This window comes from Vibrio sp. QJM3NY_27 (assembly GCF_057785955.1).
Map to the genome: position 1 here is coordinate 2,156,292 of NZ_CM173511.1, position 16,183 is coordinate 2,172,474.

General features: G+C 44.4%; 11 protein-coding genes. 6 read left to right on the forward strand and 5 right to left on the reverse strand.

The annotated features are described in order from the left end of the window. Positions 1–232: 232 nt before the first annotated feature. On the forward strand, positions 233–1,057 hold the full coding sequence (locus AC3CIA_RS09610) for a DUF2797 domain-containing protein (protein WP_017082764.1): 825 nt from the start codon (positions 233–235) through the stop codon (positions 1,055–1,057). 283 nt (positions 1,058–1,340) lie between these two features. Here the strand turns inward: AC3CIA_RS09610 and AC3CIA_RS09615 are convergent, their stop codons facing one another. Beyond that, on the reverse strand, positions 1,341–2,564 hold the full coding sequence (locus tag AC3CIA_RS09615; RefSeq protein WP_488518892.1) for a sensor domain-containing diguanylate cyclase: 1,224 nt from the start codon (positions 2,562–2,564) through the stop codon (positions 1,341–1,343). Between the two features lie 403 nt (positions 2,565–2,967). Continuing rightward, on the reverse strand, positions 2,968–3,852 hold the full coding sequence (locus tag AC3CIA_RS09620) for a LysR family transcriptional regulator (protein ID WP_065204807.1): 885 nt from the start codon (positions 3,850–3,852) through the stop codon (positions 2,968–2,970). A 238-nt stretch (positions 3,853–4,090) separates the two neighbouring features. On the opposite strand from AC3CIA_RS09620, the gene AC3CIA_RS09625 reads away from it, so the two are divergent. After that, complete coding sequence (locus AC3CIA_RS09625) at positions 4,091–4,762, forward strand: type 1 glutamine amidotransferase domain-containing protein (protein WP_488518048.1); 672 nt, start codon at positions 4,091–4,093, stop codon at positions 4,760–4,762. A 127-nt stretch (positions 4,763–4,889) separates the two neighbouring features. Here the strand turns inward: AC3CIA_RS09625 and AC3CIA_RS09630 are convergent, their stop codons facing one another. Together AC3CIA_RS09630 and AC3CIA_RS09635 are read right to left on the reverse strand one after the other, a co-directional pair. Continuing rightward, a complete protein-coding gene (locus tag AC3CIA_RS09630) occupies positions 4,890–6,125 on the reverse strand; it encodes a cysteine desulfurase-like protein (RefSeq protein ID WP_102343913.1) in 1,236 nt (411 codons plus the stop codon). Further along, complete coding sequence (locus AC3CIA_RS09635) at positions 6,109–6,765, reverse strand: 2OG-Fe dioxygenase family protein (RefSeq protein ID WP_488518893.1); 657 nt, start codon at positions 6,763–6,765, stop codon at positions 6,109–6,111. Before AC3CIA_RS09635 ends, AC3CIA_RS09630 begins: the two co-directional genes overlap by 17 nt. Positions 6,766–7,571: 806 nt before the next feature. Here AC3CIA_RS09635 and AC3CIA_RS09640 point away from each other — a divergent pair. From AC3CIA_RS09640 to cydC, 4 genes are all read left to right on the forward strand, one after another. After that, complete coding sequence (locus AC3CIA_RS09640) at positions 7,572–8,618, forward strand: S1C family serine protease (RefSeq protein ID WP_162929976.1); 1,047 nt, start codon at positions 7,572–7,574, stop codon at positions 8,616–8,618. Positions 8,619–9,157: 539 nt separating this feature from the next. After that, a complete protein-coding gene (gene trxB / locus AC3CIA_RS09645; protein ID WP_004733400.1) occupies positions 9,158–10,117 on the forward strand; it encodes a thioredoxin-disulfide reductase in 960 nt (319 codons plus the stop codon). Between the two features lie 161 nt (positions 10,118–10,278). Beyond that, positions 10,279–12,063 (forward strand): heme ABC transporter permease/ATP-binding protein CydD, encoded by a 1,785-nt coding sequence (gene cydD / locus AC3CIA_RS09650; protein WP_488518049.1) that lies wholly within the window; start codon positions 10,279–10,281, stop codon positions 12,061–12,063. After that, positions 12,056–13,777, forward strand: coding sequence for a heme ABC transporter ATP-binding protein/permease CydC (gene cydC, locus AC3CIA_RS09655; RefSeq protein WP_488518050.1), 1,722 nt, complete (start codon positions 12,056–12,058; stop codon positions 13,775–13,777). The genes cydD and cydC overlap by 8 nt, the downstream gene beginning before the upstream one ends. Before the next feature lie 397 nt (positions 13,778–14,174). On the opposite strand, the gene AC3CIA_RS09660 is transcribed toward cydC, so the two are convergent. Continuing rightward, positions 14,175–16,058, reverse strand: coding sequence for a methyl-accepting chemotaxis protein (locus AC3CIA_RS09660; RefSeq protein ID WP_488518051.1), 1,884 nt, complete (start codon positions 16,056–16,058; stop codon positions 14,175–14,177). Positions 16,059–16,183 lie beyond the last annotated feature (125 nt).

A 16,183-nucleotide genomic window follows, 5' to 3' on the forward strand; every position in this document is an offset into this window, starting at 1 on the left:
CTTAATGCCAATAATTTACTAAAAAACGTTATATCACGCCTGAACAAAATGTCATACCATAATTTTAAGCGAGCGTTTACTCATCAATTATCCATCGCAATAATCAAGTAATATTGCGTATTAAAACGGACTCTATTTGTTATACTCATCGCATAATCATCGTTAACCGTAGCGCCTGCTTACAGAGCGTCCGAGTCGACGAAATAATAATCAAAATACAACGAGTAATGTCATGTCTTTATTAGCAAAAGGAACACTCAAGAAAATGAGTGCTTCGCTCGATGGTGCGGTTACCTACCGTTTACCTGTCGGTGAAGAGTTTGTAGAGCTAAACCCTCTGATTGGTAAAACCATCAACCTCACTCACACCGGTAATATTTTTTGCTGCTCGTGTGGCAAGAAAACCAAGAAAAGCTACTCTCAAGGCCACTGCTTTGTGTGCATGAGAAAGCTAGCAAGCTGCGACATGTGCATCATGAAGCCTGAAACTTGCCATTACGATGAAGGCACGTGTCGTGAGCCTGAATGGGGCGAAGCGAACTGCATGGTTGATCACTTCGTTTACCTATCGAACACATCAAGCCTAAAAGTGGGTATCACTCGTCACACTCAAATTCCTACTCGCTGGATTGACCAAGGAGCCACTCAAGGCCTACCGATCTTGAAGGTAAAAACACGTCAGATTTCTGGCCTGATTGAAGTTGAGTTAGCCAAACACATTGCCGACAAAACCAACTGGCGCACGTTGCTAAAAGGCGACGGTGACGATATGGAGTTGGTAGAAAAAGCCAAAGAACTCTTGCCATTGGTTGAGGATAAAATCCAAGAGATCAGAGCGAAGTTTGGCGACGATGCCATCGAGATTCTTAGTGAGAACATCACTTCACTGAGCTACCCAGTTGAGCAGCACCCAGTGAAGATTGTTTCTCATAACTTTGATAAGAACCCTGAAGTGACAGGTGTACTTCAAGGTATCAAAGGCCAATACCTTATCTTGGATACTGGTGTGATTAACATCCGTAAATTTGGCTCTTACGAAGTAGAAGTTTCTGCTTAGTCAGCCAACGGTTTTGAGATGATCGCTGTTTTGATAAACCAAAGCTAAACGGCTTTGATCGGTGAAAGCTAAACGGCTTTGATGAACTAAAACTAAAATGCCCTCAGCAATTGCTTGAGGGCATTTTTGTATCATGACCAAACATTATAACGAGGTGACACCCTAGTTAGCTTTATTTTTATGCTTCTAGATTTATGGCTTAAGCTTCTAGATTAATAGCTTATGCTTCTAAATTGATTGGGGGTGCTAAATTGATCGAGTTTACTCAATAGATTGAAGTCGTTTAGTGCGGTAATGCTTGGCTTATATCGCTGGAAAACACTTCTCCGCACACGCAGTTCTTTCCATTCGCTTTGGCTCGATACAAAGATTGGTCTGTGAGGTTGACGAGTGCATCGATGGACACTTTTCCTTCGCAAGATCGACTATCACTCACTCCGATACTCACACTCACATTAAAACGAATCTGTTCGCCCACTTTGAACTCGACCTGATTAAATTGCTGTCGGATCTGATCAGAAACTTCTCGCGAAACGTTAGGTGACGCATTGGGAATAAAGAGAATAAACTCTTCTCCACCCCAGCGGCCTGCCACACCACCCACTCTCTCAACATTACGTTTAGTAATGTTAGCCAATGCGCAAATAACCTCATCGCCCACCATATGGCCGTAAGCATCATTGATCGATTTGAAGTCATCGATATCAAGCAGCATACTGACGACATGAGTATCAGAGGCAATATGTTCCCTTAACCACTCATAAATCGCTCTGCGATTGAGTAAGTCAGTCATTTCATCGTAATTCGCTTGATGAACCAATTGCTTTTCCAACATCACTTTTTGAGTCACATCTTCGAGCACAACCTGAACAGCCGGCTGACCTCGCCAAGTAATCGCATTATCGTAAATATTGAAGAATCGATGAATGCCATCGAACCCAATGTTTTCAACCACAGTGCTGGTTCCCGACAACTCACCCGACACGATCGCTTGATAGTGCTTACTGATGCCATCCGTATTCTGTTTTGGCACCAATGTAAGGATAGAGTCCAGCTTTAAAACTTGCTCAATGGAAGAACCACCCTGCATTTTAACCCACGATTGATTGACCATCAGCGGTTTGAACTCTCGGTGAACCAAGATGCCCTGCCCTGATTGCATGATCATATCGTGATACATCTTATCTTGTTTACGCACCGCATTTTGCAGCTGAATCGCAGGGGAAAGATCGATCACCGTGACTTGCAGTGCTGGCCGACCTTTCCACTCTGTAACATGGTCAATAGAGAACACAGTGAACTCTCGACCATTGCGATCAACATTAACATAGGTGTGGACCTGCGGATCGCGTTGACCACTGATCGTTTCAAGGTAATTTTGATAGGCTAAAACATGGTATTCTTCTGAGATTAGATCTAGGAAGCTATCTATATTAGTAAGTAGTTCTTCGGGTGATTGGTATCCATAGATGCGAGCATAATTAGCGTCAACACTAACTACATTCATATCTTGAATAGTTATTACACCGTACGTGGATTCGAAATTTATTGAAGACATTGCCAACTCCGCACTCTCGCTACACCCCAAAAACTGGAGCATAACAACACATCCTGCCAACGCTTCCACACAATCTTTCACGCGTTAGGGGCATTAATATGGTATCTAGTATATCGTACTGCTACAGGCTTCTCTACAATTCTATCGCTAACACGAGTCACTAAAAGTAGACAAGTATCTCAATCCTATTACTCGCGTCAAAAAACAAAAAAAAGATAACGTATATCTATGTAAGCATTAGCTTTTCTGTTTTCCGCTTTAAAGTCGGTAGCTAGATCTAATCACGACTCTTTTCAAATCCTTTTATTATTCCTTTTCTATCTTGTTGGCTGTTAGCTTGAAACCTTGTCGGTTATTCATTCCAATCCGAAAAGTAAGCGACTAAGAAGTCGATCGCTAACCGTGCTCTCTGGGGTAAAAAACGACGGTTTTGATATACGACCCAACTGCTGGTTCCTGCTCCCCAATATTCTTCAAGCACCGGGACCAGTTTTCCATTACTAAGGCCACCATTGAAGCTGCTTTTGGGCAGATAGACAACACCAAGCCCCTCTTCACATGCTTTAAGTACTGCACTCGAATTATTACTGCGCCAGCGCCCATGCACTCGCACTGCATTTAACGGTTTGCCCTCTTTCTCAAATAGCCACTGATCACTGTTGGCGATAATACAGCTGTGTAACTTTAACTGCTCTGGGTGAGTTGGCGCACCAAATTGATCTATATAACCTTTACTGGCTGCTGCCGCCATCGGGCGATCGACGAGCTTTCTTGCCACCAATCCTGAATCGTCCAATCGGCCATAACGAATCGCGAAATCGATGCCATCTTCGATGAAGTTAACCATCTTAGTATTGAAGTTCATTTCTATGGTGAGCTCAGGATGATCTTTAGCAAATTCCATCAGCGCCGCCGCGACATGATTTTCTGCAAACGCGCCAGCAGCACTCACACGCAAAGTACCGCTAAGCTGAGTCTGCTGAGAAGTCACTTGCTCGTTCGCTTGCTGAAGCCCAATGACCAAATCTCTACACTGCTGATAATAGGTGTGACCCGATTCGGTCAGGCTCACCATTCGTGTAGAGCGTGCAAGCAATGCCACACCCACTCTCTCTTCTAACCTTGAAACTTGGCGACTTACATGACTGGTACTGCAACCCAGTTGTTTTGCTGCTGCAGAAAAGCCGTGACACTCGGCTACCGCAACAAACTCATTAATCCCTTCAAAGCTATCCATACTTCACCTGTTTACATATAACGAATTCACATCCGACTAATTCTCACCCTACTATTGCTATATAGCAATAATGTTTTGCCTATTCGGCATATTATCACTCAAATGGTTTACTACTAGTATTACAGGTAACGAAACAGCGGTATCTAGATTGAAAACTTTGGTTTTCTAAATAAAAACCACGATGCCTATAGCAAACAACGACGCTGAAACCAAACAAACGTGCTCAAAGGGACGAATCATGAAAAAAATACTAATACCTGTAACTAACCACGCAACACTAGGCGATACAGACCAAGCGAACGGAACTTACGCGCCTGAACTGACTCATGCACTGAAAGAGATCATGGCTGCGGGTTTTGAGTACGACATCGCTTCTATCAAAGGTGGTAAAGGCCCATTGTATGGAACCGATATTGAAGGGGATTCAGTAAACGCCGAGATCTTGGCTGACGATGACTTCCAAAACCGTATTAACAACACGATTCCTGTAAGCCAAATTAACGTAGAAAGCTACGATGCTATCTTCTACCCAGGTGGTTTCGGTTTGCTTTCTGACTTAGCAACCGACGAGCAATTCGCAACGATTGCAGCTAAGCACTATGAAGATGGCGGTGTGATCGCATCAGTATGTCACGGCCCAGCGGCACTGCTTCCGATTGTTTTAAGCAACGGCGAGAAGCTATTAAGCTCTAAATCGGTGACTGGCTTTACACGCGAAGAAGAGATCGACTTTGGCACCATCAATGACATTCCGTTCTTATTGGAAGAATCTCTTGCTCGCAGCGCAGCGCGTTTCAATAAGGTTCAACCTTGGCATGAGCTTGTGATTGTTGATGAGCGAGTGATTACCGGTCAGAACCCAACCAGTGCGCACGCAGTAGGCGCAGCTCTGGTCAAGCACCTTTCTTAGTTAAATCAAGGTTTTATTTGAATAACTGGCGTTGATCAAATAAGATCAATCAAACAAAAAGAGCACACTTCCTACTCAATATTATTGAGAGAAGTATGCTCTTTTCTAATTCTGTAGCTATTAAGTGCTAGTGGCTTCGCAAGATCCCTTCAAGCACATTAAACAACAAGTCAATCTCTTCAATCGAGTTGTAATGCATACAACCAATACGCACCACGCCCTGCTCTTCAATACCCAACTGTTTCACCAAACCTAATGCGTAGAAATGTCCGTTCCACACACAGATATTATGTTCACCCAACTTCTTAGCGATGAACTCTGGAGAGTGGTCATCAAAGGTAATCGCAAAAGTTGGGGTTCTTAGGTTCGAATCAAACTCGGTTTTCCCATAAAGCTTTGCCCCTTCAAGATCGGACAAGCGCTTAAGGAAGTATTCACTGAGCTGGCTTTCGTGCTTATTATACAACGCGTAGCTTTGCTCTAAACGAGAACGCAATGAATCGGCTGGATCACCTAACTGTGCCAAGTAATCCACCGCCGCAATCACACCAGCAAGGCCTTCAAAGCTCTGTGTTCCTGTTTCAAATCGACCAGGGCCGATATTGGTTGCAGGCTCAACCTTGTAAGGTTTTAGAGTATGCAGCCATTGAGGCGCAACATAAGCAATGCCAACATGCGGGCCGAAGAATTTATACGCTGAACACGCTAAGAAATCACAATTCAGTTGCTGAACATCAATCAAGTGGTGTGGCGCGTAATGCACGGCATCGACATAAACCTGCGCACCATGCTGATGTGCAAGCTCGATAACTTTCGCCATGTCGACAATAGAGCCTGTCGTATTCGAAGCAAACGTGACTGCGACAAGCTTGGTTTTCTCGTTAAGCAGCGATTCAAAATGCGCCATATCCAAACTACAATCCGACTCGTCTACACGAACTTGGCGAACAATCGCGCCTTTGTCGTCTGCCGCTTGCTGCCAGCTCGATACATTTGAGTAATGGTCTAACGCCGTGACGATAACTTCATCGCCCTCTTTCCAATCGCGGCTGATCGCTCGGCTAAGTTGGAAGGTCAGAGATGTCATGTTCGCACCGAACACAACGTTACCAGAAGACTCCGCATTAAGCAGTGCTTGCGCCGCTTCTCTTGCTTGCTGCATTAAGCTCGTGGTCTTTTGGCTAGAAAAATAGTGGCCACCTAGGTTTGAATTGAAATGCCCTAGGTATTCGGTCATTGAAGCTAAAACATTCTCAGGCACCTGAGATCCGCCTGGCCCATCAAAAAAGGTCACAGGTTTGCCGTTATGATATTGGCCTAAAGCACTAAATTGTTGGCGTACATCATTAAGAGTGAAGGACATTGCGCGCATCCTTAGCCGTTAGAACAAACACATCCATATAGCCCATCTCATCGTGGTCTATGGTGCGAATCGGTTGTGCATTGTGCCAAAGCTTACTGTCTGCCAGCATCGCAACTTCGCCATCGCCTAACACTTTTCTAAAGAACGGCGCTTCATTACTGTCTTGATAAAGCATCACTTCACCACCAACAATGTTGTGGCGAGTAACACCAATAATCGCAATGTGGTCAAAACCGTCTTGGTGAACACCTTCAGGTGCTACTTGAGTTTCTTCGTAAATAGCAGCGATACGGATTTGATGGATTTCGATTTCTTGTCCGTCTTCAAGCCCGTTGGTTTCAATAAACAGCTCACACATTTCCTGCATGCCTTGACCGTTTAGAATATTTTGTTCAACAGCTTCGAATTGACGAACCACATCACCTTGAAAGTGATTAACATCTTCAGACTGAACAAAATTATGTTTGTCTTGCTCAACGACTTGTCCATTACTGAATTGAACCACTGAGTACCTTCTCAATCGAAACTGTCCATCCGCATGCTCTGTGCTTGGTAGCTTAGAGAATGATGGTGACAACTCCTTAACTGCGTGGTTACTGAGGTGGGTAATATGTAGGGTATTTTCGTGAGCATGTAACATCATCGACTCCTTAATGATTGTTAATTTACTTTCGATATTTAACGTTTTGTTTACATAAAGGATACTTGAAGATCTTGTCAAATCAACATTAAACAATCATTTATCCCGTCAGATTTAATAATTCAGACACTAAATCCAACTTGAAATTCAAAAGCAGTGTATAACACCAGAATAAAAGATGACCAACTCTTAAAACTAGCACACTCCACTAGCTAGTTATAAATCCCTGAAAATTTAAATTTAACGATATTATAAACTAGCAAGCTATGTTTCATATTGTGTCAGCCCTTTCGCTTCAATACGCCAGCCTCCTTGCCTGAGTTCAGGCATCACGTTCACCATCATTCATTTCTATGTTTTTGCACAATGAAATACGACCTACCTATCAGTTGCCAAGCTATTGATTATTTACACAACAAACTGAAATTGGTTAATTTATGAGTAAGCCAGAAACCAAACGCCTTTGCTTGCGCGTCTGGAACAGGTCGAGTTCGGGGGGAACTCGGCCGCCCTCAAATAACAATTACTTTCTTTTAAGGTTACGCCTTTCTCAATGCCAACTCAGTTTGTGGTGTGTTCTCCTAATATCAGCTAAGGCTCGTATTTGAGTTAATCTGGAGAGCTTGATAATAAAGTGCTTTAAAAACGTAGATTCCAGCACTGATGTGCTAATTCCTATCCGTTACTTTTCTAATACACTATCTAGCTACTTCGAGCTTTTTCGTAGCATTTTGAAACGAATTATCAATCAAATAACCATGAGGTTAATGGTAGAATTCTGCCCCTTTTTTGTTTTGGAGATGTTCGTGAAAAAGTTACTTTTGTTATGTATGGTGTCTTTGTCTTTAATGGGGTGTGTGTCATCACAAGTAGCCATTGTGGATAACACTGCTATAGGTAACAATAACATTCATGTTGTGATTGAAAGTGACGCGGTTGAGGATCAAATTGGTGTTGGTCCGGTTATCTTGAAGTATTTAGAAGATAAACAAATCTCATCAGAACTTGGTCATGGCGGCAAACATTTTGCGCAATCAGGCACTGGCAGCGGTTTCTTGGTGGCTGAAAACAAATGGCTCACCAATTACCATGTAATAAAGGATTTAGATGATATTACTATCAGTTATGCAGGGAAGAACATTCCGGCTACCGTTATTGCTACTGATGAACATAATGATCTAGCCCTCCTAGAGGCAGACAGCGGTGATTTGAAATCAATAAAATTCGCTCCAGCTGAAGTTGGAAATAGTATTTACGTATCGGGTTACCCGCTCTCTTCTATGCTGGGCGATTATGCAAGACTGACAACGGGTAATATAAGCAGTTTGTATGGGTTTGATGGTAACACTAGCAACATACAAATTACGGCCCCAATCTCTCCAGGGAACTCAGGAGGACCTGTAACAAATACCGACTTTGAAGCTGTAGGTGTAGTCGTAAGCACGGCAAATACAGTCGCGATGGCCAATAGAATCGGTTCGCTACCTCAAGGCTTAAACTTCGCTGTATCTCCGAACGTTGCCGCAGGGTTTTTGTTGCAAAATGGTGTTGAGACACCACAAGAAACAATAGATAGCGTTCAGGCGCTTCTCAGTAGTACAGCATTAATTTGGAATGGCAATTCAACAAAGCAGAAGCGAACTTATATCGCCAAGTTTACTTATAGATATTATTGGGACCTAGGTAACCATCTGTCGTATATGAGATTGCACCTTATTGATAGCAATACCGGCGAAACAGTTTTAAAGTCATCCCTCGAAGCTGATTCAATGGGTATCCAAGGTCCAGTTTATGACATGATGGACAAGATCACCACGGAATTAGCGGTAGGTCACAATCAAACCAACATGTGATTTTGATAGACAAGAGTCAATATCAAAGAGTCGTTCTACTTAGTTAGTTCGGCTTTTTTGGCTGCAAGTTATCACTCGAAATTAAAGTTCTGATAGGTTTGGTTTATGGGTGGCCTTTATCTACGCCTTGTGTATTTAAAGCACTTTTGCTTAACTGCCCTAAATCAGTAGAGCTAGACGCTCCTGTAAGCGACTTTCCAACCCCAAAAGTTGCCCGAATTCTCGAATTTAAGTATTTTTTGTACTATTAATTATAAACTTCAAAGCCTACATACTCTCTGAGCACTAGAACATGCCTACTCGTCCACTAGTTTTTGAAGCACCCTAACAAGCGATAGTGCTGCTGACCTCCCCACTACACCTTAAACCTTGGGATGTTCTCACTGATTCATCCAGCCACGAAAACGTTTGTCTACATTAAGTTCTAACCTATAACGATTAATTACACTTCTGCCCTTGTTTAACCTTTTATTGCCTCCATATTTTCCATACAATCCTAAGCGATTATAAATAAAAACAATTTCAATTTCGGAGTCCTCATGAGCGACGTAAAGCACTGTAATTTATTGATTCTTGGTTCTGGCCCTGCTGGCTATACAGCTGCAGTTTACGCTGCTCGTGCAAACCTAAACCCAGTACTTGTTACAGGTATGCAGCAAGGTGGTCAGCTTACAACCACGACAGAAGTGGAAAACTGGCCGGGTGATGCTGAAGGTTTAACGGGTCCAGCTCTAATGGATCGCATGAAAGAGCACGCAGAGCGCTTTGAAACAGAGATCCTGTTCGACCACATTAACGAAGTCGACCTATCAAACCGCCCTTTCCGTCTTAAAGGCGATTCTGGCGAGTACACGTGTGATGCATTGATCATCTCAACGGGTGCATCGGCTAAGTACCTAGGTTTAGATTCTGAAGAAGCATTCAAAGGCCGTGGCGTTTCTGCTTGTGCGACGTGTGATGGTTTCTTCTACCGCAACCAGAAAGTGGCGGTAGTTGGTGGTGGTAACACGGCTGTTGAAGAAGCACTTTACCTATCTAACATCGCATCTGAAGTTCACCTAGTTCACCGCCGTGACACGTTCCGCGCTGAAAAGATCCTAGTGAAACGTTTAATGGACAAAGTAGAGAACGGCAACATTGTTCTTCACACTGACCGCACGCTAGACGAAGTTCTAGGCGACGACATGGGCGTAACGGGTGTTCGTATTAAAGATACTCAGTCTGACAAAACGGAAGACATCGAAGTAATGGGCGCATTCATTGCTATCGGTCACCAACCAAACACTGAAATCTTCAAGGGCCAAGTGGATATGAAAGATGACTACATCATCGTTCAGTCAGGTCTTGAAGGTAACGCTACACAAACCAGCATCCCAGGCGTGTTCGCTGCAGGTGATGTAATGGACCACAACTACCGCCAAGCAATCACTTCTGCTGGTACAGGTTGTATGGCTGCACTGGATGCTGAACGCTTCCTAGATGGCCTTAACGATAAGTAAATCTGAGATTGCAGATTTGATTATCGGTGCTCTCGCCTCAGTAGATGCAGGGCGTCATCACATTTTGTTGTAAATCCCTAGAGCCCAGTGGTATATCCACTGGGCTTTCTTTTGTATACTAGCCGCCCTCAACAAATAATAATTATCATTAAGCCTTCATAATGGATAAGAAAAAACAACGCAGCTTGAACAAGTGGCTTAAGCAACAGAGTAAGTTAGCGAAACGCTGGCTTATGATTGCGATTAGCCTTGGCGTACTTTCAAGCGTGTTCTTAATTGCTCAAGCAGCTCTTCTCGCCTCTATTCTTCACCAGCTGATCATCGAGAATGTCGATAAATCTGAACTGGTTGGTCATTTCGCAGGCTTGGCATTATCGGTCGTTGGCCGTGCTGGCTGTACATGGGGACGTGAAATCGCAGGTTATCGCTGTGGTGAACAGATCCGGGTCTATATAAGGCAACTCATCCTTGATAAGTTACGTGAGTTAGGCCCTGCTTACATTAAAGGCAAACCTGCCGGTACGTGGGCAACGCTGTTGCTAGAACAAGTAGAAGACATGCAAGACTTCTTCTCTCGTTACTTACCTCAGATGTCTTTATCGGTAATGATTCCATTCATTATTTTAGTTGTGGTGTTCCCAGTTAACTGGGCAGCAGGACTGATCTTCTTGATTACTGCTCCACTGGTGCCGATGTTCATGGCACTTGTTGGTATGAAAGCGGCCGATGCAAACCGTAAAAACTTCAAAGCGTTGCAGCGTCTTTCTGGTCACTTTTACGACCGTTTGCAGTCAATGACAACCATTCGTCTATTTGACCGCACCAACGCTGAAACAGAAGTATTGAAAGGTGCATCTGAAGTGTTCAGAACGCGTACCATGGATGTGTTGAAAATCGCTTTCTTGTCTTCTGCTGTCCTTGAGTTCTTCACGTCGATCTCTATCGCGATGACCGCGGTTTACTTTGGTTTCACCTACATTGGTGAGCTGAACTTCGGCCACTACGGTGCAGGTATTACGCTATTCGCTGGTTTGTTTATCCTTATCTTAGCGCCAGAGTTTTACCAACCTCTACGTGACTTAGGTACTTTCTACCACGCGAAGCAACAAGCGGTTGGCGCAGCCGAAAGTATTGTCGAGTTCCTAGAAACCGACATCACTAAGGTTAAATCAGGCAACACTCAACTCGATTCAGCTCAAGGCATCAATATTGAAGCTACCGACCTAAAAGTGTTAAGCCCTGAAGGTGTTCAATTAGTTGGTCCTATCTCGTTCGCACTTAACACTCGCCAATCGACTGCGTTAGTTGGTCCAAGTGGTGCGGGTAAGACAAGTTTGATCAATGCCATCCTTGGTTTCATGCCTTATGAAGGAAGCTTGCAAATCAATGGTATTGAATTGCGTGACCTCGACTTAGCCTCTTGGCGTAAAACGATTAGCTGGGTTGGTCAAAACCCGTTGCTACTGCACGGCAGCATTCGTGACAACGTCACTCTAGGTAAGCATGATATCGCTGACCAAGTTGTCGAAAATGCTCTTGAGCAATCATTTGCTAGCGAATTTGTAAACGAGCACGGCTTGGATTACATGATCTCTGATCGCTCTGGCGGCCTTTCTGTTGGTCAATCTCAACGTTTGGCTCTGGCTCGTGCAATGATTCAAGACGGTCAATTCTGGTTGCTCGATGAACCAACAGCCAGCCTAGATACTCGTAGCGAACAGTTAGTAATGAAAGGCATCAATAGCAATATTGAAAGCCGCACTGCCCTGCTTGTGACGCACCAACTCGCTCCTCTTAAATCAGTCGATAATATTCTGGTTATGCGCGATGGTGGTCTGGTTGAACAAGGTCATTACTCTCAGCTTTCGATTGCGGGTGGTTTGTTTGAAGAGATGCTGAACGCGAACTTAGCTCAACAAGATAATAAGGGTAATTTAGATGCGTGATTTACTGCCTTACCTGAAACTCTATAAAAAGCATTGGTTTGGCCTATCGCTAGGCATGCTATTGGCTTTTGCTACTCTTTCGGCTTCTATTGGCTTGTTAACGCTATCAGGCTGGTTCATTTCAGCTTCTGCGGTTGCAGGCCTTACGATTGCACGTGAAACCTTCAACTACATGCTGCCGGGCGGCGGTGTACGTGGTTTGGCAATGAGCCGTACTGCGGGTCGTTGGGGTGAACGTGTTGTTAGCCACAATGCAACATTCAAACTGTTAACTGATTTGCGTATCTTCTTCTTCAAGAAGCTGGCTCCGCTGATCCCAGGTCGTATTTCAAACCTTCGTGATGCTGACCTTCTCAACCGTTTGGTTGCTGATGTAGACGCGATGGATCACGTGTACTTGCGCTTAGTAAGCCCTGTGACGGTGGGTGTGTTCGGGATTTTCTTCCTGACTCTGTTCTTAATGTGGTTCGATAGCTCACTAGGTTTAATCTTGGGTTCTATCCTTCTGATCATGCTGTTGGTTTGGCCAATCTTGTTCTACAAATTGGGCAAACGTAACGGTGGCGAGCTTACACAGAACAAAGCGGATCTTCGTGTAACGACGCTAGATTGGATTGAAGGCTACAGCGAACTGACTTTGTTCGGTGCTGAAGAGCGTTACCGCAATGCGATTCTAGAAACGCAACAGAAGCTGATGGCGAATCAGTTTGTGAATGCTAACCTAACCGGTATGGCGTCAGCAGCTCTGATGTTGTTCAACGGTCTAACACTTGTTCTTATGCTTTGGCTTGCAGCAGACGGCGTAGGTGGTAATGCACCAGACCCGTTCATCGCGCTAATGGCATTCGCAACTATGGCAAGCTTCGAGCTATTAATGCCAATTGCAGGCGCGTTCCAGCATTTAGGTCAGACTCTGTCTTCAGCACGTCGCTTGAACGAAGTTATTCTGTCAGAACCTGAAGTTCAGTTTGCTGAAGAGAAGCTCGACATCAACAAGCCGCTGGATATTACGTTCTCAAACGTGACGTTCAACTACCCTGATTCTGAGCGCAGTGTTCTGAACTCTGTTGACCTAACGATCCCTGCCACGCACAAGGTTGCGATTGTTGGCCAAACGGGTTCGGGCAAATCGACTCTGATTCAGCTTCTGACTCGCTACTGGGATCCTAAAAAGGGCTACATCTCAATCGCGGGCATTGAACTGACGCAGTGGAATGAATCACAGCTTCGTGAATCAATCAGTGTGGTAAGCCAGCGTGTCGACATTCTAAATGGTACTTTGCGTGACAACTTGTTGATTGCAAGACCAGAAGCAACCGATGATCACTTAGCAAATATCCTAAGAGATGTTGGCCTAGAAAAGCTGCTTGAGAATAACGCACTTGATAGCTGGTTAGGTGACGGTGGTCGTCAACTATCTGGTGGTGAGAAGCGCCGTATTGGTATCGCACGCGCGATTCTTCATGATGCTCCTATCCTGCTTCTAGATGAGCCAACAGAAGGCTTAGATAAGCAAACAGAACACAGCATCATGACGCTGTTCGAGAAGCACTTTGAAGGCAAGACAGTTATCTTCATTACGCACCGTTTGATTGGTCTGGAATCGATGGACTCCATCGTTCTGATTGAACAAGGCGAGATTGTTGAAAACGGCTCTCATGAGAAACTGTTAATCGAAGCAGGACGTTACTTCCAACTTCGTCAGGCAATCTAGCTCCTCATAAGTTATAAAGAAAACCATTCAAAGCCCGAGTTTATACTCGGGCTTTTTTGTGTCTGTGATTCTCCTGAACTACACCCTTCTCCAATCAAACTTGGCCTGTCACTTACAATAAGTACTGACCTTGATGCAAATACCCAAACAGCTTAGAAACGACAAGCGAACGACCCTGCGATGGTTAAATTTATGGAGCAGTACTTCCCTACTCGCGCAGCCCTTAAAGCTAAGTTCCCAGGTTACCCGAACAACTAATTTGGGTTCATAACTCTAACTAGCTCGCACAAAAAAGCCGAATGTGATAATCACATTCGGCTTTTTGATAACGTTATCGCGAATTATTCGCTAGTCGTTTTAGCTATCAAGTTATCGCTATTCGCTCAGAACTTAGTGCTTAAAGCTTGAAGCGGCTAATTTCGCTTTCTAGCTCGTGAGACAGTTCAGATAACTGAGCAGCTTGTTCCGCAGCTTGGTGCGCTTCGTCTGCTAGCTCATTAGATACGTCACGGATTCCTTCAGTGTTACGAGTAATCTCAGACGTTACTGATGCTTGCTCTTCTGCAGCGGAAGCAATTTGTGTCGCCATGTCGCTAATGCGTTCAACAGCTGCATGGATTTGCGTTAGGCTCGCTGCGGCTGAGTTTGCGTCATCAACACTGGTTTCAGCAAGTGTACGGCTATCGTTCATGATATTAACCGCTTTGCCTGTTGTACCTTGTAGCAACTCAATCGTTTGTTGAATTTCTTGCGTTGAGCCGTGTGTACGTTGGCTCAGAACTCGAACTTCATCCGCTACTACTGCGAAACCACGACCTTGTTCACCGGCACGTGCTGCTTCAATAGCCGCGTTAAGTGCAAGTAGGTTCGTTTGTTCTGCAATACCTTGAATGTTAGACAAGATAGCGTTGATGCTGTTGCCGTGCTCTTCAAGTTCTAGGATCACGTTAGTTGCGATTTGAACTTCTTGAGCAAGGTTTTGGATAGAGCTTTGAGTCTGTGTCACTTGACCAGTACCGTGCTCACACGCGCCAACTGCTTCAGATGAGTTCTGTGCAGTGTGGTCAGCGTTACCCGCGATCTCTTGTGTTGCTGCAGCCATTTCGTTAACGGCTGTTGCTACCATGTTGATCTCGTCTTGTTGCATTTGGATACGAGCACTACGTTCTTCAGCTTGAGAAGCTGTTTGACGTGCTTGGTTGCCTAGCGCAGCAGATACTTCGCTTAGCTTGATCACCATGGTGTGCATGTTGCCTACAAAACGGTTGAAGTTTTCAGCAAGCTTACCAATCTCGTCATCGCTCTTAGGCTCAAGACGTTGAGTAAGGTCACCCTCACCTGAAGCAATTTCTTCCAGTGCCGCTGAAACACGGTTTAAATCGCGGAATAGGAAGCTCACTAACCAAGACACTAATACGATTACGATTAACGTAATAATGACCGCCGTTGTGATCAACTGAGTAAGTAGTGTTGAGTGGTTCGCTTCTTCTGTTGCTTTGTCCATCTGAACAGCGAAGATCCAGTTAGTGTTAGGCACCTTCGTGAAGTAAAGCAGCTTCTCTGCGCCGCGCTCTTTGATGATCTCGATGCTACCCGTACGCACTGCGTTTTCGATGATAGGCATAGAGATGTCGTTTGAAAGCTGGCTTACCGGCTTAAGGCTCAGTGCTGAATCTGGGTGTGCGAGGAATGTGCCGTCAGAGGCATCAATTAGCATTGCGTAAGCGTTGTCACCAACATCAAGGCTGATTACATCGTTAACCAATTGGTCGATAAGTACGTCTGCACCCACTACACCAACAAGTTTGCCGTTATGACGCACCGGCTCTGCAATTGTTACTAGCAATGCTTTAGTGATTGCATCTTGGTAAGCAGTGGTAATGATTTGCTTACCTGCAGCGTTTGCTTCTTGGTACCAAGGACGTTGACGAGGATCGTAACCAGCGCGATTACGTTCAGGGTGTGAACGGTACATTCCGCCTTCTGGAGTACCTAAAAAGATATCGTCAAAGCCACCCGCTACACGAGCTTGCTTAAGGAAAGGAACAACATCATCCTCTCGTGAAAAGTCATTAAATGCTGATGCGATATCGGTGCGGATATCAATCCAGTTTTTAATACCTTCAGATGCTGCTTCTGATACGCTTTCAGCTCGCAGGTATACGCCGTTACGAGTCTGTTCAAATAATTGGTTTGCTGATAACCAAGTTAACGCTGTTGCCATAACGACAACAGCAGATAGGCTAGCACCTATTAACTTCTGCTTAAGTGTTAGTTTCATGTCAAAGTTTCACGAGTAGTGGGAAATCTCGCGCATACTACCCAATATCAGTATTAAATTCGAGCGATTTTATAATTTAATAACGTAATATAATTTTAAGCAAACCATTGGCTTATCGAATGTCA